This window comes from Streptomyces sp. NPDC001902, assembly GCF_042891295.1.
Lineage (GTDB): Bacteria > Actinomycetota > Actinomycetes > Streptomycetales > Streptomycetaceae > Actinacidiphila.
On record NZ_JBIATA010000025.1, the window covers coordinates 39012 to 55846 of the forward strand.

Consider the following 16835-nt stretch of genomic DNA (forward strand, 5'->3'; position numbering starts at 1 on the left):
CCGGAGGGCCGCGGCTCAGGTGCCGGGCGCGCGGTCGCCGAGCACCGGGAGCAGTTGCAGCTTCTCGTGGGTCTCCGAGCCCGGGGTGGCGGTGTAGACGAGCAGGGACTGGGCCTGGTCGGCGTCGTACAGCACCTGGCAGTTCAGTTCGAGCAGCCCCAGCTCCGGGTGGAGCAGACGCTTCACCTCGCCGCACCGCACGCCGATCTCGTGTGCCTGCCACAGGTCGCGGAACTCCGGGCTCTGCGCGAGCAAGGCCTCGACGATGGCCCCGGCCCGCGAGTCCGCGCCGAGCCGGGAGTAGACCGCGCGCAGGTCGGCGACGAAGCGGCGGCTCAGCCCGGGCCGGTCGTCCTCGTGGTAGGCATGCCTGGCGGCGGGGTCGGTGAACCAGCGGTAGACGAAGCTGCGGGCCGGTCCGGTGAAGCGCGTCTCGTCCCCGAGCAGCGCGACCGACAGGCGCGTCTGCAGCAGGGTCTCCCCCAGCGCGGTGATCACCTGGGCCGGGGTGTCCGCGAGCCGGTCCAGGATGCGCATCATGCCCGGGCTGACGTGGTCGCCGCGCAGTGCCCGGCTGGGGGTGTTGTGCCCGGCCAGCCGGAACAGGTGGTCGCGTTCGTCCAGGGACAGCCGCAGCCCCCGGGCGATGGCCGCGAGCATCGGCTCGGACGGCTGCGGGCCGCGCTGCTGCTCCAGCCGGGCGTAGTAGTCCGTGGACATGCCGCACAGCACGGCGGCCTCCTCCCTGCGCAGGCCGCGGGTGCGGCGGCGGGGCCCGCGTGGCAGGCCCACGTCCTCCGGCTGGAGCGCCTCCCGCCGGGTGTGCAGGAAGTCGGCCAGTTGTGCTCGGTCCATGGTGTTTCCTCGTCGCGACCGCCGCGGCCGGGTGCGCCCCGGCCGCTCGGTCCGAAGGGTACGCCCGGCCGCGGGTGGGCGGCCGGGCGTACGGGTGGACGAATGGGCGGGCGTACCGGCGGGCTACAGGAGCGTGCCGCCGGAGGCCTCGACGCGCTGGCCGGTGATCCAGCCGGTGCCCGGTGCCAGCAGCGCGGCGACCACCGGCCCGATGTCCTCCGGCTCCCCGACCCGGCCGAGCGCCGCCCGCTCGGCCATCGCCGTCCGCAGCCCGTCGTCGTCACGGATCATCCCGCCGCCGAAGTCCGTCGCGACGGGACCCGGGGCGACCGCGTTGACGCTGATGCGCCGCGGGCCCAGCTCCTTGGCCAGGTACCGGGTGTAGGTCTCGACGGCCGACTTGACCGCCGCGTACACCGACCAGCCCTCGCCCACGAACCGCGTCAGCCCGGTGGAGGTGTTGACGATCCGCCCGCCGTCCGCGAGCAGCGGGAGCAGCTCCTGGGTCAGGAAGAACACGCCCTTGAAGTGCACGTCGACCATGAGGTCGAAGGCCTCGGCACTGGTGGCGCCCAGCGGGCTCACCGCCCCCACGCCCGCGTTGTTGACCAGGAAGTCGAACGACTCGCGCCCCCATGTGGCGCGCAGGGTGTCGCCCAGCGTCCGCGCGAAGCCCGGGAAGTCCGCGAACGCGGTGGTGTCCAGCCGCAGCGCGGCCGCCCGGCGCCCCATGGCGGTCAGTGCCTCCACCACCTCCTCGGCTTCCTTCTCGCTGCTCCGGTAGGTGAGGACGACGTCCGTCCCGGCGGCGCCCAGCGCGAGGGCCGTGGCCCGGCCCAGTCCCCGGTTGCCGCCGGTGATCACCGCGATCGTGTTCACGCTCATGTTCAGCTCTCCTGCATCTCGGTCCGCGCTCGGGGCCCTGGCCGGGCCCCGAACCGCTCACCACCAGATTCGGCGGGGGCGCCGAACGGATGAAGGCATCACCGATCCAGGGAGCGCCGGTCCCCCTTTGGCGGGTCGCCCGAGGAACGCGGATCCGATCAGGCGGGGTTCCGGCGGATCCACCACACGCACAGGGCGGCCAGCCCGACGCCCAGTGCCAGGCACAGGCCCGTGGCCGTCCATTGCAGCGGCCAGAAGTCCGACGCGGGGTGGTACTCCGCCCAGCGGCCGCTGATGCCGCGGGAGGCGAGGCACTGCTTCACGTTCCCGGCGGCGTAGCAGTCCCAGGCCTCGGCCACGCGCCGCCCGTCCTTGGACAGCGGGCCGTCCGCCAGCAGCCACGCGGTCCTGGGGGCCGGCGGTTCCGAGGTGTGCTGCGCGTACGCGGTGCTGACCGGCCAGATGCCGGGCCGGACCGCTTCCAGCAGGGCGAACAGCCCGGCGCCGGTGACGAGGGTCGCCCCCATGGCCAGGACGGTACGGCGCAGGACGAGGCCGAGGGTCGTCCCGAGGAGGTAGAGCAGGACGCTGAGGCCGACGACGACCGGCCCGACCCCGTAGAACGGGTACCACATGTGCCAGTCGAACAGGGGGCCCATGGTCTTGGCGACGGGGTGCCACCACCAGGTCATGGCGGCGGCGATGACGCCGCTGACGACCGCGGTCATGGCGAGCGGCACACCCAGCTTCGCCGCGAACCAGCGCATGCGGGTCACGGACTGGGTGGCCACCGTGCGGTACGTGCCCGATTCCAGCTCCTGCGCGAGTTGTGGCCCGCCGAGGAACAGCCCGAACAGGAACGGCAGCAGCAGCATCGCCTGGAGCGGCCGCCGCATCGGGAACTGGTACCGCTGCCCGAACGTGTTGAGGCGGCCGAGGCAGGAGTCGGAGTACTCGTGGCCGTGGCAGGCGTCGAGGTGCTGCGCGGCGACGGCCGCGGCGATGTGCTGGTGCTGTACGACGGCGTAGACGGCGATCGCTGCCGCGGCCGCCAGTCCGATCCAGAAGGCGGTGCGGTTCTGCCGCCAGATCAGCCAGGTCAGCCCGTGCAGTCGCGGTCGGCGGCGGACGACGGTGCGCGTGCCGGTGGGCGTGCCGGTGCGGGTGCCGACGCTCATGCCGCCACCACCTCGCCGCCGGTGCTGACCTGCGCGCTCGGGGTGAGCAGCGCGGGTGCGTCGGGCGTCCTCAGGTACCCGAGGACGAGCTCCTCCAGGGTGGGGGCGCGGTGGTCGGCGTCGTGGGGCGGTGCGTCGGGGGTCCGCACCAGCGAGGTGAACCCTCCGTCGCTGCCGGTGGTCGCGATGACCTGGTGGCCGTCCAGGTCCTCCCGTCGGCGCGTGGTGAGCTGCCGGTGCCCGGCGAGGAGGAGTTCCACCTCGCCGGCCAGCCGTACGGTGCCGTTGTTGACGAGCACGAGGTAGTCGCAGGCGCTCTCCAGCTCGGAGACCAGGTGCGAGGACATCACGACCGTCGAACCGTGCCGCCGGGCCTCGGACTGGAGGATGTCGGTCATCTGGTGCCGGACCAGGGGGTCCAGGTCGGCCATCGGCTCGTCCAGGAGCATCAGCCGGGGGCGCTTGCCCAGGGCGAGGGCGAAGGCGACGCGGGTGGCCTGTCCGCCCGAGAGGGTGCCGACCCGGGCGTTCAGGGGGACCCCGCCGGCGTCAATGACGGACTCGGCGGTCTCCTGGTGCCAGGTGGGGTTCAGCTCCTGGCCCATGCGCAGGACCTCGCTGACGCGGAACCGCGGGTAGAGGGCCTTCTGCTGGCTGAGGAACGCGGTGCTCCGGCGGGCCCGCGCGCTGCCGGGACGGTGCCCGGACAGCGTGATCGTGCCGGTGGTCGGCGTGATCAGGTCGGCGGCCAGGGACAGCAGGGTCGTCTTGCCCGCGCCGTTGGGGCCGACGAGCGCGCAGACGCGCCCCGCGGGCAGGCGGAAGGAGGTGTCGCGCAGCGCCCACCCGCGGCGGTAGCGCCTGCCCAGCCCGATGGTCTCGACGGCGGGGACGATGGGGGAATCGGTCATGACGTGGTGGCCCCTGTGGTCTTCCTGTGCGTCCCGGTCATTCACCGGCCGGAGGGGCGGCCGGGGCCGCGGCGTACCGGTGGCGCCAGAACAGGGCCAGCAGCGCGGCGCCCACGGCGAAGAGGGCCAGGTGGGGCAGTCCGGGGACGGTCAGGGCGGCGCCCCGGAGCGTCAGATGGGCGAGCAGCCGCCCGGCCAGCGGCACACCGCCCAGCAGGAGGAGCGCCACACCGAGCAGGCCGGCGGCGAGCAGTGCGGGGCGCTGGGCCAGGGGGACGGTGTCCGTACGCGAAGTTCGGTTCATGGAAAGGACGTTATGGCGAGGGCCCGGCGCCTGACTTCGGCAGAAAGTCTGCGTTCCACGGGTGACGAAAGTCGCCACCGGCGGCGGCACCCATACCTTCGTCTATTGCTTCGCGCCGCCCGGGCCCGGAGCCTCGCTCCCGGCCGGTTCGCCGGCCTCCGTGCGCCCCGAGGTGTCCCGGGCCGCTCCGGGGCGCACCCTGGAGATGCGGCCCCGCTCCCGCTTGCCGAATCCGCCCTCGGGGCGGGGCCGCCCGGCGTCCGTCCGTCGGCCTGGGCACCCCGCCCGCGTGCCCGGGTCAGGCCTCGACGCCGCGCAGGCTCCGGAGGTCGTCCGCCGCCTGCTGGCGCAGCACGGGCACGAGCGGCCGCACCGGCTCCGGGAGGGCGGCGAGCATGAGTGCGACCTCCTCGGCGGACCCCACCTCGTCGAGGAATCCGATCATCAGGTGTCCGGCCACGGGCGGCGTGGTGGCGATCACCCGCTGCGAGAAGTCCGCCCAGTACTCGGGCGTGATGTGCTCCCGCAGTGCCGGGAAGAGGACGGGCTCTTCGTGGGCCAGGTGGCTGTGCACCGTGTCGCGTACGGCGACGGCCGCCTCGCGGAGCGCGGCCCGGGCTCCGTCGCCCTCCGCGTCGCCCAACTCGACGGCGGCGAGCCGGTCGAGGCCCTCGTCCAGGCGCTCGTGTTCCGCGCTCAGCTCCTTGAGCGCGTCCGCGGCCGCCGGTGCGGTCGTCAGGATCCGCGGCCACAGGTCCTCGTCCTCGGTCTCGTGGTGGTGGCGGAGGTTCACCACGAGGAAGTCACGCAGCTGGGCCAGCGTGCTCAGGGGTGCGGAAGGCCGAACGGCCGCCTCCGCCAGCAGTGTCGTGGCCACGCGGTGGACCTCGTGGGCGAGCCGGGTCTCGATGACGGCCATGGGCTCTTGGGAGGAATGGTTCATGGGGCGGAACATATTCATTAGAAGAAATTATTGTCAATATAGTCACTTACGGTGGAGGGGTACGATGCGTCGGTGACGAGCCGGAAGTACCACTCCCCGCTGCGCGCCCATTCGGCCGCGAGCACGCGCGAAGCGATCCTGAACAGCGCCCAGGCGCTCTTCCTCGCCCGCGGGTACGCCAGGGTGACCATCGGGGAGATCGCGGAGGCGGGGAAGGTCGCCGTGCCCACGGTGTACAGCAGCGTGGGGAACAAGCCGAAGATCCTGACGGCCTTGCTGGAGCCGGCCCTCACCGACCCTGCCATCGCCGACTCCCTCGCCGCCGTCGACACCAGCGACGACCCGCGCGCCGTCGTCGAGCTGACCGCCGCGGGCACCCGGCTCACGCACGAACGCCACTGGGAGCTGGTGTACGGGCTCTTCTACCGGGATCCGCCCGGGGAACCGGCCGTCAAGGCGGTGCTGGACAAGGGGGCGGACGACTACGTCCAGGCCCTGAACCGGGTCGCGGACCGCCTCGTGGCGCTCGACGCGCTCCGCTCCGAGGTGAGTCGCGCCGAGGCCGTCGACGTGCTGTGGTTCCACCTCGGCCCGCACGCCTGGATCACGCTCGTCGGCGAACGGGGCTGGGCCTTCGACCGCGCCCAGACCTGGATCGCCCGTGCCGCCTGCCGGGAACTGCTCAAGCAGGCCTGAGGCGACCGTCTCCCTCGACCAGGTGCCCGAGGGCTACCGGGCGATGGACCGGCGCGATGCGCTGGAGGTGCTCATCACCGCGTGAACACCGCCGCCCCGGGCCCCGTCCGGCCTCACAAGCCGGCGTCGGCGAGGATGCCATTCATCCGCTCGGGGCGCAGCACGGGGTTGGCGGCGGCACTGTGGACGACCTCCGGATCCGGGTCGTAGAGCAGTCGTTCCAGCAGTGCGTCCGTGATGTTGGGGTGCCGCGCGACCGCTTGACGCAGGAAGGGCTCCTCCGCGGCGGCAAGTCGCTCCAGGACCGGCGGGGGCAGTTCGGGGTCCTGCAGGGCGACGTGACGCACACGGGCATCCGGTTCGTCGGCGAACGTAGGCAACATGTGGCGGGGGAAGTGGGGGTGCTCGACGAGCGGAGGCCGTACGCGGAACTCGTCACCGTGGGCACGTACGAGCCGTTCCAGGACCTCCGGGGGCGTGTCGGGCCGACGGGCGGCGATGCGGCGGACCTGGAGGTCGGGGTCGTCGTCGAGCCGTTGCCACGCCTCCTGGGGCAGGTCGCGGCAGGAGGCCAGTACGCGCCGGAATGCCACATGCGGGCTGTCCAGGTACGTCAGGCGTTCGTCGAGGGGCGCTTCGCTCAGCCAGCCTGGCCTGACGGGGTGCCAGTTCAGCGCGACCTCAGCCTCGATGCTGCCGTCCGCGCGCTGCCGTTCGACGTGTGCGTACAAGTTGTCCCGGGTCTTCGCGTCGACGTGCCGGCTCTGGGCCATCGCGACGCGCACGATCGGATCGTCCACGTCCAGGAGCCGGGCCACCATGTCGGCGGTCAGGTGCGGGTTTCCGGCGACGGCCTGCCGGACGTCCTCGTCCCCGTCTCGCATGAGCGCGAGGAACTGCTCCCCCGTGAGCGGGACGTGGCACGCCACGTTGGCACGGGTGGCGGGGTCGGCGAGGCACCGGTCCCACCACTCCGGCGGAACTCCCGGTCGCTCGTGCGTCGTCGCGGCCGCCCGGACCTGCGGATCGGGGTCGGCGAGCAGGGCCACCTGCACCTCGATGGGCCGCTCCCACCAGGTCTGCGCCACCGCGGCACGCAGCTTCGGGTCCGGCGCGCCGGCGAGTGCCCTCCTCGGCTCGCCATAGGCCTCTTCAAGAGCCTCGATGTGGGTCGGCACGCCGAGGTCGACCATGGAGCGGATGAAGTCCGCGTGCGCGTCGCGGATCGCGGCGTCGGGATGCGCGGCGATCCGGCGGCGCATCTCCGGGGAGATCAGGGACCGGCGCATCAGCACGCCGCTGTCGCTGCCGCCGTGGGTCAGCAGGGCCTCGACGACGGCGTCCGCCAGCCGGCCATCGCGCAGCTCCACCCCGTGCCGACCGGCGGCGTGCGCGGCCAGGCGCACCAGGACGTCGTCGGAAGCCGCGGGATTGCTCCCCAGCCCGGAGAGTCGCGGATGCGTGAGGCTCGTCATGCGCCCAACGTATCCGCACGGCGGACCGGCCGGTGAGCGGCAGGTACTCGTCCCCGCTTCCCCCCTCACATGCTGTCGAGGTAGTTGATGTAGAGGACAACGGCGGGAACCTTGACGTTGAGGGCGCCGGCATCGTTGGTCAACTGCTCGTCGTACGACAGCAGTTGACCACGCCGAGGGTCGAACACGAGGGTCTGAACCTTGGGAAGGCCGCCGTAGGTGGTCGCCACGGAGAAGGCGTCCCCCGATCTGCCCGCGCGATCCCTCACGACGCCGCGGTACTCGACGCCTTCGACGGTGCTCAGGACCCTCAGCAGCGCGGCCCGCTGGGCCGGGGAGAAGCTGTTGTCGAGGTAGCGCTCGGCGACCGAGTCGAAGAGTTCACCCGCCCCATGCGTCTCGTACCCCGCGCGCAGCCAGCGCTTCATTCCCTCCGCGTCGGAGGGCGCCTCCTGATGGCGGACGTCCTCTGGGTCGGCGGGACCTGCCGAGTCGGTGTACTCCTCCGGTGCGCTCCCCAAAGAGCCTGCGTCCTCCCACGTTTCGCGCTGCTCCGCGGTCTGGAACTGCGGTTCCAGGGTGCGGACGCGCCACGTCCGCGACCCGTCCGGCTTCTTCCACGTCACCCTTCGCTCGGGGACGATCGCGGACGTGACCTGGATGCCGTCGATGCGGGTCGACAGGGACCAACTGTCCTGCACGAAGCGCTCGGTGCCGGACGACGGCGAGTCGTCCGGCAGTGCCCCGACCCGCCCGGCAAGGGCCTCGAGGACTTCGGCGGCGGGCCTGTCCGAGTGGCGCAGTGGCAGTGGTTCCGGCGTCACGGCGTACGCGGGCTGCGCTGCCGGGCCGGACACCTGGGGAACCACCACCGCGAAGGCCGCCGCCGCTGCTGCCACCGCGACAGCCAGGCCCCACGCGCGGGCCCCTGAGCGCCGGAGCCGCGCCGCTCCGTCCTCGCGGGGTGTCCGCAGGGTCCTCTCCAGCAAGGTCCCCCGTTCGGCTGCGGTCAGGAGCTCCGCCCGACCCATGGCCGGATCCAGGGCCCGGAATCGCTCGTCGGTGTCATGCATCGGATCCACCCCATGTCGGCCTCGGCAACGCGCTGTTCTGAGTGCCCTGTGACGGTCGCTCGATCGCGGCGGGGTGCGAGGCGACCCGTCGGCGCAGACGCTTGCGCGCACGATGCAGGCGGACCTGGAAGGTGGCGGACGAGCACCCGAGGACGCACGCCGCGTCCTTCGGCGTCAGCTCCTCCCACAGTGCCAGACGCAGCACCTCTTGGTCGGACTCGCTCAGGCCGTCGAACGCCTGCGCCAACTGGAGACGATCCGCGACGACGTCCGCGTGATCACCGACATCTTCCCTGGGCTGGACGGCAAGCACTTCCAGCAGACCTGCGCGCCGCTGGTCGGCACGGTGGGCGTTGGCCAGGGTCCGCCGTGCCACGCCGTACAGCCACGGCAGCACGTCGAAGGCCGGCGCCTCGTCGAACCTGCGCCACGCGACGAGGAACACCTCGGCGACCACGTCCCTCGCCTGGTCAGGGTGGATGCGACGACGCACGTACGCTTCGACCGCAGGGTAAGTCGCCCTGTACACACTGGTGAAGCGCTGCTCATCGGTTGTTGTGTCCACATCGCCTCCATCCTGTCTATGTCCGGTCGCGGCGCCCGCTTACAGGCCGGGTTCGAAATCTTCCGGCACGTCATAGGCGACCACGGGTTCGGGCGCTCCGGGCTCCTACGGCTAGTCTCTGTGCTGTCGGGGCGCAGCCGGGTGGCACCGCCCAGGCGGCGGCCGGTGGGGCCGGGGAAGGACGGACGTGGACTTCGAGCCGATCCTGCGCGCCGAACACGCCTTTCAGCAGGGCCTGTCCGCGCAGGAGATCCAGGCCGTCGCCGGCCGCGCCTTCGGGGCCGCGGCCCGGGTCGTCTCGGCCGTGGAGCTGGGCCTGGGCATGTACAACAACACGTACCGCCTCACACTGGCCGGGCGGCGACGGCCGGTGATCCTGCGCGTCGCACCGGAGCCACGCAGGCAGTTCCTCTCCGAGCGGGAGCTGATGCGCAACGAGTACGCGAGTGTGCCGTGGCTGTCGGTGGTCGCGCCGTTGATGCCGCGCGTGATCGCCGCCGACTGGTCGCACGAGGTGATCGGGCGGGACTGGATGGTGCAGAGCCTGCTCGACGGCGTGCCGGCGCCGGGCCACCTGGACGCATACCCCCGATCGGCCTGGCCGGGCTTCTTCCGGCAACTGGGCGCGGTGGCCAGGACGGTGCACTCGGTGCGGGGCCCGCACTTCGGGCCGGTCACCGGTCCCGGGTACGCCACGTGGAGCGAGGCGGTCGTCGCCTCGCTCGAGGACATCGCCACCGACCTCGACGGCCTCGGCCTGGACGCGGCGGATCTCCGCAAGGTGGCCGCGCTCGCCATGGAGCGCCGTGCGGTGCTCGACGAGGTCACCGAGCCACGCATGCTCGCCGGCGACCTGTGGACCGTGAACGTCCTGATCGCCGAGGGTTCTCCCGAGCCCCGGATCACCGGGGTCCTGGACCTGGACCGGACCTTGTGGGGCGACCCGGCGGCGGACTGGACGATCCACATGGCGCGGGCCAGGCCCGGCAGCGAGCGGGACGCGTTCTGGGACGCCGACGGCTACGGCTCGCCGGCGGACTCACCCGCCGCGGTGTGGCGCTCCCACGTGTACCGGGCGCGTCACATCGGTGCGATCCGGCTGGAACACCATCGCCTGGGCAACACCGACGGCGTCCACGGCACCTACGAAGACCTGGCGGCCGTGGCGGCGGAACTGGCCTGACGTTCGAGCCCGGCCGGGCGCGTACAAGCGGCCCTTTCCGGTGCCGGCGAGGGCGGGCGAGATGACGTGCCGGGCGCTGCACCCCGGGGCCGGCAGAATGCGTCAGTGGTCGTCCCAGTGGCCGTCGTGCGCTGCGTGACGGTGCCCGTCGTGGACGTAGTCGACGTGGTCCCCGTGCGGCACGGCGACGTGGCCGCAACCCTCGGCGTGCTGATGGCCGTGCCCTTCGTGGGCCACGTGGGCCGCAGCATTGCATTCGTCGATGTGGTCGCCGTGGGTGCGGTGGATGTGACCGTCGTGGGCGTAGTCGACGTGGTCCCCGTGCGGCACGGCGACGTGGCCGCAACCTTCGCCATGAGCGTGCTCGTGCCGATCGTGCGGACGGTGCTGGCCTGTGCTCTCCATCAGGGCCCCTTCCATGACGCCTCGCATGCGAACGCGTCGCCGGTTGTTCGTCACCGGTAGAGCATCGACAACCGATAAGCATCGTATCGCCCGATATGCGCCATTCACACACCTCGATGGTGACGCAACGACCTTCAGGGTGCCCTTTGCCCGACCCCTGTCGATAGTGGTATTCATTTTCATCTAAGCTGCCGGTGTGCGTGTGGCCTTGCGCCCACCCGGCAACGCCCCTTCGCAGCCCTTGGAGGCTTCCGTCATGTCCCAGTCCTCTCCCCGTCTCGCCATCCTGCTGACCGGTGCCGCATCACTCGGTCTGCTGGCCGGCTGCGGCGGTTCCTCCGACGGTGCTGCGAGCACCAAGAGCAGCGCTTCCGCGTCCAGGGTCTCCGTCGTCGCCTCCACCGACGTCTACGGCGACATCGTCGAGCGGATAGGAGGCGACCGGGTCGACGTCACGTCGATCATCAGCGATCCCGACCAGGACCCGCACTCCTACGAGGCCGACACCCGCAACCAGCTGGCCCTGTCCGAGGCGAAGATCGTGGTGGAGAACGGCGGAGGGTACGACGACTTCATCGACCGGATGCTGAAGAGCGGCAACGCCTCCGCGGACGTCATCAACGCCGTCGAGGTCTCGGGCCGGACCGCTCCGGCCGGCGGGGAGCTCAACGAGCACGTCTGGTACGACTTCCCCTCGGTGAGCAAGATCGCCGACCACGTTGCCGATGCCCTGGGCAAGGCGGACCCGGACCACGCCGGCACCTTCACCAAGAACGCCGCCGCCTTCAAGAAGAGCCTCACCACGCTGGAGAACAAGGAGGCTTCCCTGAAGTCCGCACACAACGGCGAGGGCGTGGCGATCACCGAGCCCGTGCCGGGTTACCTGCTCGCAGCGTCCGGCCTGGTCAACCAAACCCCCGAAGAGTTCAGCGAGGCCGTCGAGGAGGGCGGCGACGTGTCCGCCAAGGTGCTCAAGGCCACCCTGGACCTCTTCCCCGGCAAGAAGGTCAAGGCCCTGGTCTACAACGAGCAGACCTCCGGCGCCCAGACGGAGAAGGTGAAGTCGGCGGCCGAGGCGGCCGGTGTGCCCGTGGTACCCGTCACCGAGACCCTGCCCGCGGGCAAGGACTACCTGACGTGGATGAACGACAACGTCGACGCCCTCGTCGACGCCCTGAACAAGTGACCCGGCGGCCCTCGCCGTCGGTCCCCGGACCCCGCACGGGCAACTCGCACGTTGACGGCAGGCCGGGGCCGCTGATCCGGATGAGGAAGGGCGGTCTCCGGTACGGGGACCGCACCCTCTGGAAGGATCTCGATCTGGACGTGGCGCCCGGGGAGTTCTGGGCGGTGCTCGGACCGAACGGCTCCGGCAAGACGAGTCTCGTCCAGGCCCTTCTGGGGCGCCGGCCGCTCTCCTCAGGCACCCTGCACGTGCTCGGCGACGAGCCCCGTCAGGCTGCGCCCCACATCGGGTACGTGCCCCAGCAGGGGACGGCCATGGCGCACGACATGGTGCGGGCGCGTGATCTGGTGGGTTTCGGCCTGGACGGACACCGGTTCGGGCTCCGCCGGCGCGACGCCGCCACCCGGCGGCGCATCGACGCCGTCCTGGACGCCGTCGGCGCTTCGGCCTACGCGAACGCGCCCCTTGGCACCCTCTCGGGCGGCGAACGGCAGCGCGTCCGCATAGGGCAGGCACTTGCCACCGACCCCCGCGTGCTGCTGTGCGACGAGCCCACGCTCTCCCTGGACCTCCACCACCAGCGGGCGGTGACCGAGCTCATCGACCGAAGGCGCCGGGACCACGGGACCGCCGTGGTGTTCGTGACCCATGAGATCAACCCTGTGCTCGACCTGGTGGACCGGGTGCTCTACCTCGCCCCGCAAGGGCACCGCACCGGCGCCCCGGAGGACGTGCTGACGTCGCGATCCCTGTCGGCCCTGTACGGCGCGCACGTCGACGTCCTGCGGGTGCGGGGCAGGATCGTCGTCGTCGGTACCCATGACCAGCAGGCCTTGCACCACCCGGGACTTGACGCCGCGGACGCACACGAAACCGACGGAGCACACCCATGACGGCCGCCGAGATGTGGCAGCAGATGTTCAACTTCCAGGACTACGGCGCCCTGCTCGGCCTGGTGCGCAACTCCCTCATCGTGGGGGGCGCGCTGGGCCTGGTCGGCGGACTGACCGGGGTCTTCGTGGTCCTCCGCGACCTGCCCTTCGCCGTACACGGGATCAGCGAACTGTCCTTCGCGGGCGCCTCCGCGGCCCTGCTGCTCGGGGTGAACGTGGTGGCCGGCTCGATCGTCGGATCGCTCATCGCCGCCGTGGCGATCGGCGTACTGGGCTCCCGCGCCCGGGACCGCAACTCGATCATCGGCATCCTGATGCCGTTCGGGCTCGGCCTCGGCGTCCTCTTCCTCGCGCTCTACAAGGGCCGTTCGGCCAACAAGTTCGGCCTGCTGACCGGCCAGATCGTGGCCGTCGACGATCCGCAGACCGGGTGGATGCTCACCCTGTCCGCGCTGGTGCTGATCGCCCTCGCCGTCATCTGGCGCCCCCTGGCCTTCACCAGCGCCGACGCGCACGTCGCCGAAGCACGCGGCCTGCCCGTCCGCGGGCTGTCCGTGGCCTTCATGCTCCTCCTGGGAATCACGATCGCCCTGTCGGTGCAGGTCGTCGGGGCCCTCCTGGTCCTCAGTCTGGTCGTCACCCCTGCCGCTGCGGCCGGCCGGGTCACCGCCTCCCCCGTGCTCCTGCCGTTGCTGAGCGTGCTCTTCGCCGTCCTCGCCGTCGAGAGCGGCATCCTCCTCGCCCTCGGCAGCAGCATCCCCATCAGCCCCTACGTCACGACCATCTCGTTCCTCGTCTACGCCACGTGCCGGACCGTCGGAACACGACGCGCTCGACACGGGCGGACGACCCGCACGGTGAGGGCGGTTGCCGGCGGACCCGTACGCAGCTGAAATCCACCCGGTGACGGCAAGCTTCCTGCTGTCGAGTCAGGTCGACCGGCGATCGGACGATCCGCGGGCACCGGCCTGGCCCTACGGCCGGACGTGACGGTCGGCGTCCTCGGCCGCGGGCACGTTCCAGCTGGCCAGGATGCGCAGCTTCTCCTCCGACGGCGAGCCCCGGTCGGCCCTGAAGACGATGACGCTCTGGCCCTTGCCGCCGGGCAGGGCCATCGTCTCGTAGTGCAGGCTCATCTCGCCCACGGTCTCGTTGAAGAACCGCTTCACGCCGTACGAGTGCTCGTACAGCCGGTACTCCGCCCAGTACCGCGCGAACTCCGGCGAGGCCACCGCGATCTCCCCCACGAGCTGCTCCAGCACAGGGTCCGCAGCCCGGTCCGCGGCGACCTGGCGCAGCGCCGCCGCGACCTGGGGCGCGATCCTGTTCCACTCGGGGTAGACGGTCCTGGCCCGGGGGTTGAGGAACGTCCAGCGGGCGAGGTTGCGCTCCTTGACGGGCATGGCGTCGAAGTCGTCGATGAGGAGCCTGGCGGTGTGGTTGACCGCCAGCACCTCCAGTCGCGGCCCGTGCACCATGGCGGGCAGGTCGAGCGCGTGCACCAGGGCGACGACGCCCGGCCTGGCCTTCGCCGGGGGCGGCGTCGAGGGGGTGGGCCGGCTTCCCGCGTTCCGCACCAGCGTGCGGAAGTGCGCGCACTCCAGCTGGTCGAGCTGGAGCGCCTTCTCCACCGCTGCGAGGACCTCCTCGGAGATGCGGCCGATCCGCCCCTGTTCCAGCTTCGTGTAGTAGGCCACGCTCACGCCGGCGAGGGCCGCGACCTCCTCGCGCCGGAGTCCCGGCACCCGTCGGCTGCCGTAGCCGACCGGCAGTCCCGTCCGCCCGGGGTCGATCGCCGCCCGCCGGGAGACGAGGAAGTCCCGCAAGGCCCTCTCAGCGTCCATACCCCAGGTATAGCCGAGCCCCGCCTCCGTGGGGCCCCGAAGGTGGCTCTGCGAGTAGCACCCTCAGCACGGTCACGCTCCCTCTTCGCCGGGGGCCCCGCACCTGGTGCAGTCGAAGACGGAAGTTCTCCCCGTCCGACGTCGCCCCACCAGGAGACAGGCATGCCTTTCATCGTTCCCGCCCTCGCCGCAGCCGGCCCCGACGCGCCGGTCGAGCTCACGACCATCGAGCGCCGTGACCCGGGCCCTCACGACGTCGTCATCGACATCGCGTACACCGGCATCTGCCACACCGACATCGCCCTCCTGCGCAACCACTGGATGGAGGGCCTGTTCCCCATGGTCCCAGGCCACGAGATCACCGGGACCGTCGTCGCGACCGGCCCGGACGTCACCCGGTACGCCGTCGGGGACCCGGTGGGCGTCGGCTGCTACGTCGACTCCTGCCGCACGTGCGTGAACTGCCTCGCGGGCGAGGAGCAGCACTGCCTCAAGGGTGAGGTCCTCACCTACGGCGCGCTCGGCTACGACGAGCGGCCCACCTTCGGCGGTTACAGCAGGAGGATCGTCGTGGACGAGCACTACGTCCTCCGCATCCCCGACGGACTCGCCCTGGACGTCGCCGCCCCGCTGCTCTGCGCGGGGGTCACGATGTACGCGCCGCTGCGCCGCTGGGGCGCGGCGGCGGGCAGGAAGGTCGCCGTCGTCGGCATGGGCGGCCTCGGGCACATCGGGGTGAAGATGGCGCACGCGATGGGCGCGGAGGTCACCGTGCTCAGCCGGAGCCTGTCCAAGCGCGAGGACGGTCTGCGGTTCGGAGCGGACGACTACGTGTCCACCGAGGACGGCTCCTACGTCCGGGATCACGGGCAGGGCTTCGACCTGATCGTCAACACGGTGTCGGGCGGCATCGACACCAACGCCTACCTCGCACTGCTGCGCCTGGACGGCGTGCTGGTCAACGCGGGCGTCACCGCCGAGGCCGCCACCTTCCAGGGCATGCTGCTCGGCAGCCCGCGCCGGATCATCACCTCGACGAAGAACGGCAGCATCCGCGAGAACCAGGAGATGCTCGACTTCTGCGCGAGCCACGGCATCGCCGCGGACATCGAGACCGTGCCCGCGGACCAGGTCAACACCGCTCTGGAGCGTCTGGACCGCGGCGACGTGCGCTACCGCTTCGTCATCGACGTCTCCACCCTCGGGGCGTCGGAGTAGGTGACGGGCGAGTGGGGGGGGACGGGATCACTCGGCGGGGCCCGGGTGCGGCGTGATCCGGGTGTTGGTGATGTGCTCGTAGACGATCGAGGAACGCACGTCCGCGATCTCGGGGCGTTGGGTGAGCCGGTCGATGACGAACGCGTAGAGCGCGTTGTTGTCGGGGACGGCGACGTGGATGAGGAAGTCCTCCGTGCCCGAGGTCACGTAGACGCCGAGCGTGTCGGGCAGCGCGCTGACCCAGGTGCGGAAGCTCTCGATGACCGTGCGGGACGGGGGCCGGACCCGCACCGCGATGAGGGCCTGGACCGGGCGGCCGATCGCCGCGAGGTCGACGTCGAGGATCGCGCCCCGGATGATGCCGCGCCGGCGCAGTGCCCGGGTGCGGTCGAGGGCGGTGGTGGGAGAGACCCCGACCGCCGCGGCCACCTCCCTGTTGGTCTTCCGTGCATCCGACTGCAGTTCCCGCAGGATCGCCGTATCAATCTCGTCCAGCGCCACCGAAATCCGCCCTTCTCCGATACATGTACGGATGCTTTGCATCAGCTTCGTACGAGTGCCTAGCATTTCAGCAGTCCACCCGTACTTGATACCCCGAGGAGTCCGCAGATGGGTGAGTTGCACGAGGCCCGCCAGGACATGCCCGGCCCGGCGGTCGGCTTCGCACCGGAGGAGGTGGACCTGGACCTGTCGACCCGCGACGCGCGACTGAAGTGGGTGGTGGTGGTCGACGAGGCACTGCCGGCGGGCAGGGCGTCGAACGCCGCAGTCTGCGTGGCGGCCCCGACGGCGGCCCGGGTTCCCGGACTGCTCGGCGTGGACGTCACCGACGCCGAGGGCAACGTCCATCCGGCCCTGCCCTGGGTGGGCTGCACGGTGCTGACCGCCGACGCTGCCGCACTGCGCGCGATCCGCGCCAAGGCCGGCGCCTCCGCGGACGTGTTCGTCGCCGACATGCCGGCCGCCGCCCAGCGCACGCTGGTCTACACCGACTACCGCGACGCCGTGGGCAGGACGTCGGCCGAGGCGATGGAGTACTGCGCGGTGAGCATCGTCGGCCCGCGCAACCGCGTCAACAAGATCGTCGGCAGGCTCCCGTTGATGTCCTGACGTCACGCGCGCGGAAGCGACCCCTTGGGCCCGGGGGCACTGGGCGCCGGCGGCATGCGGCGCGCCCGGGTGAGGGGGCGCCGCCGCGCGCCCTTCGCGGTTGCTGTTGCA

The 16835-nt window shown here is 71.7% G+C and carries 19 protein-coding genes; 7 read left to right on the plus strand and 12 right to left on the minus strand.

Annotated features, from left to right (window positions below; translation table 11 throughout):
* Positions 1-15: 15 nt before the first annotated feature.
* The 6 genes from ACFYYN_RS32325 to ACFYYN_RS32350 form a co-directional block, all read right to left on the minus strand.
* A complete protein-coding gene (locus ACFYYN_RS32325) occupies positions 16-855 on the minus strand; it encodes a helix-turn-helix transcriptional regulator (RefSeq protein ID WP_500548553.1) in 840 nt (279 codons plus the stop codon).
* Positions 856-978: 123 nt separating this feature from the next.
* Positions 979-1734 (minus strand): SDR family NAD(P)-dependent oxidoreductase, encoded by a 756-nt coding sequence (locus ACFYYN_RS32330; protein WP_500548647.1) that lies wholly within the window; start codon positions 1732-1734, stop codon positions 979-981.
* Positions 1735-1898: 164 nt separating this feature from the next.
* The gene (locus ACFYYN_RS32335) at positions 1899-2918 is read right to left on the minus strand and encodes an ABC-2 membrane transporter-related protein (protein WP_500548554.1); all 1020 of its coding nucleotides are present in this window, start codon (positions 2916-2918) and stop codon (positions 1899-1901) included.
* On the minus strand, positions 2915-3829 hold the full coding sequence (locus ACFYYN_RS32340; RefSeq protein ID WP_500548555.1) for an ABC transporter ATP-binding protein: 915 nt from the start codon (positions 3827-3829) through the stop codon (positions 2915-2917). Before ACFYYN_RS32340 ends, ACFYYN_RS32335 begins: the two co-directional genes overlap by 4 nt.
* Before the next feature lie 37 nt (positions 3830-3866).
* On the minus strand, positions 3867-4133 hold the full coding sequence (locus ACFYYN_RS32345) for a hypothetical protein (RefSeq protein ID WP_500548556.1): 267 nt from the start codon (positions 4131-4133) through the stop codon (positions 3867-3869).
* A 298-nt stretch (positions 4134-4431) separates the two neighbouring features.
* On the minus strand, positions 4432-5076 hold the full coding sequence (locus ACFYYN_RS32350; protein ID WP_500548557.1) for a hemerythrin domain-containing protein: 645 nt from the start codon (positions 5074-5076) through the stop codon (positions 4432-4434).
* A 72-nt stretch (positions 5077-5148) separates the two neighbouring features.
* Between ACFYYN_RS32350 and ACFYYN_RS32355 the strand changes: the two genes are divergently transcribed.
* Entirely contained in the window at positions 5149-5772 is a 624-nt protein-coding gene (locus ACFYYN_RS32355) for a TetR/AcrR family transcriptional regulator (protein WP_500548558.1), read from the plus strand.
* 113 nt (positions 5773-5885) lie between these two features.
* Here ACFYYN_RS32355 and ACFYYN_RS32360 read toward each other — a convergent pair whose 3' ends face one another.
* The 3 genes from ACFYYN_RS32360 to ACFYYN_RS32370 all read right to left on the minus strand — a co-directional run bounded on the left by ACFYYN_RS32360 (position 5886) and on the right by ACFYYN_RS32370 (position 8885).
* On the minus strand, positions 5886-7247 hold the full coding sequence (locus tag ACFYYN_RS32360; RefSeq protein ID WP_500548559.1) for a variant leucine-rich repeat-containing protein: 1362 nt from the start codon (positions 7245-7247) through the stop codon (positions 5886-5888).
* 65 nt (positions 7248-7312) lie between these two features.
* Complete coding sequence (locus tag ACFYYN_RS32365) at positions 7313-8320, minus strand: CU044_5270 family protein (protein WP_500548560.1); 1008 nt, start codon at positions 8318-8320, stop codon at positions 7313-7315.
* Positions 8313-8885 (minus strand): RNA polymerase sigma factor, encoded by a 573-nt coding sequence (locus ACFYYN_RS32370; protein WP_500548561.1) that lies wholly within the window; start codon positions 8883-8885, stop codon positions 8313-8315. Before ACFYYN_RS32370 ends, ACFYYN_RS32365 begins: the two co-directional genes overlap by 8 nt.
* Positions 8886-9072: 187 nt before the next feature.
* On the opposite strand from ACFYYN_RS32370, the gene ACFYYN_RS32375 reads away from it, so the two are divergent.
* Positions 9073-10068: a phosphotransferase family protein gene (locus ACFYYN_RS32375; protein ID WP_500548562.1), complete on the plus strand. Its 996-nt coding sequence runs from the start codon at positions 9073-9075 to the stop codon at positions 10066-10068.
* A 102-nt stretch (positions 10069-10170) separates the two neighbouring features.
* Here the strand turns inward: ACFYYN_RS32375 and ACFYYN_RS32380 are convergent, their stop codons facing one another.
* Complete coding sequence (locus tag ACFYYN_RS32380; RefSeq protein WP_500548563.1) at positions 10171-10473, minus strand: hypothetical protein; 303 nt, start codon at positions 10471-10473, stop codon at positions 10171-10173.
* 256 nt (positions 10474-10729) lie between these two features.
* Here ACFYYN_RS32380 and ACFYYN_RS32385 point away from each other — a divergent pair, with 256 nt between their 5' ends.
* The 3 genes from ACFYYN_RS32385 (at position 10730) to ACFYYN_RS32395 (ending at position 13445) form a co-directional block, all read left to right on the plus strand.
* The gene (locus ACFYYN_RS32385; RefSeq protein ID WP_500548564.1) at positions 10730-11659 is read left to right on the plus strand and encodes a metal ABC transporter solute-binding protein, Zn/Mn family; all 930 of its coding nucleotides are present in this window, start codon (positions 10730-10732) and stop codon (positions 11657-11659) included.
* Positions 11660-11739: 80 nt separating this feature from the next.
* Complete coding sequence (locus ACFYYN_RS32390; RefSeq protein ID WP_500548565.1) at positions 11740-12552, plus strand: metal ABC transporter ATP-binding protein; 813 nt, start codon at positions 11740-11742, stop codon at positions 12550-12552.
* A complete protein-coding gene (locus tag ACFYYN_RS32395; protein ID WP_500548566.1) occupies positions 12549-13445 on the plus strand; it encodes a metal ABC transporter permease in 897 nt (298 codons plus the stop codon). The genes ACFYYN_RS32390 and ACFYYN_RS32395 overlap by 4 nt, the downstream gene beginning before the upstream one ends.
* 81 nt (positions 13446-13526) lie before the next feature.
* Here the strand turns inward: ACFYYN_RS32395 and ACFYYN_RS32400 are convergent, their stop codons facing one another.
* Complete coding sequence (locus ACFYYN_RS32400; protein WP_500548567.1) at positions 13527-14396, minus strand: helix-turn-helix domain-containing protein; 870 nt, start codon at positions 14394-14396, stop codon at positions 13527-13529.
* Between the two features lie 162 nt (positions 14397-14558).
* Here ACFYYN_RS32400 and ACFYYN_RS32405 point away from each other — a divergent pair, with 162 nt between their 5' ends.
* The gene (locus tag ACFYYN_RS32405; protein ID WP_500548568.1) at positions 14559-15614 is read left to right on the plus strand and encodes an NAD(P)-dependent alcohol dehydrogenase; all 1056 of its coding nucleotides are present in this window, start codon (positions 14559-14561) and stop codon (positions 15612-15614) included.
* A gap of 27 nt (positions 15615-15641) precedes the next feature.
* Here ACFYYN_RS32405 and ACFYYN_RS32410 read toward each other — a convergent pair whose 3' ends face one another.
* Positions 15642-16115 carry an Lrp/AsnC family transcriptional regulator gene (locus ACFYYN_RS32410; RefSeq protein WP_500329111.1) on the minus strand — a complete coding sequence of 158 codons (474 nt, stop codon included), beginning with the start codon at positions 16113-16115 and terminating at the stop codon, positions 15642-15644.
* 108 nt (positions 16116-16223) lie between these two features.
* On the opposite strand from ACFYYN_RS32410, the gene ACFYYN_RS32415 reads away from it, so the two are divergent.
* A complete protein-coding gene (locus tag ACFYYN_RS32415) occupies positions 16224-16724 on the plus strand; it encodes a DUF2000 domain-containing protein (protein WP_500548569.1) in 501 nt (166 codons plus the stop codon).
* Positions 16725-16835 lie beyond the last annotated feature (111 nt).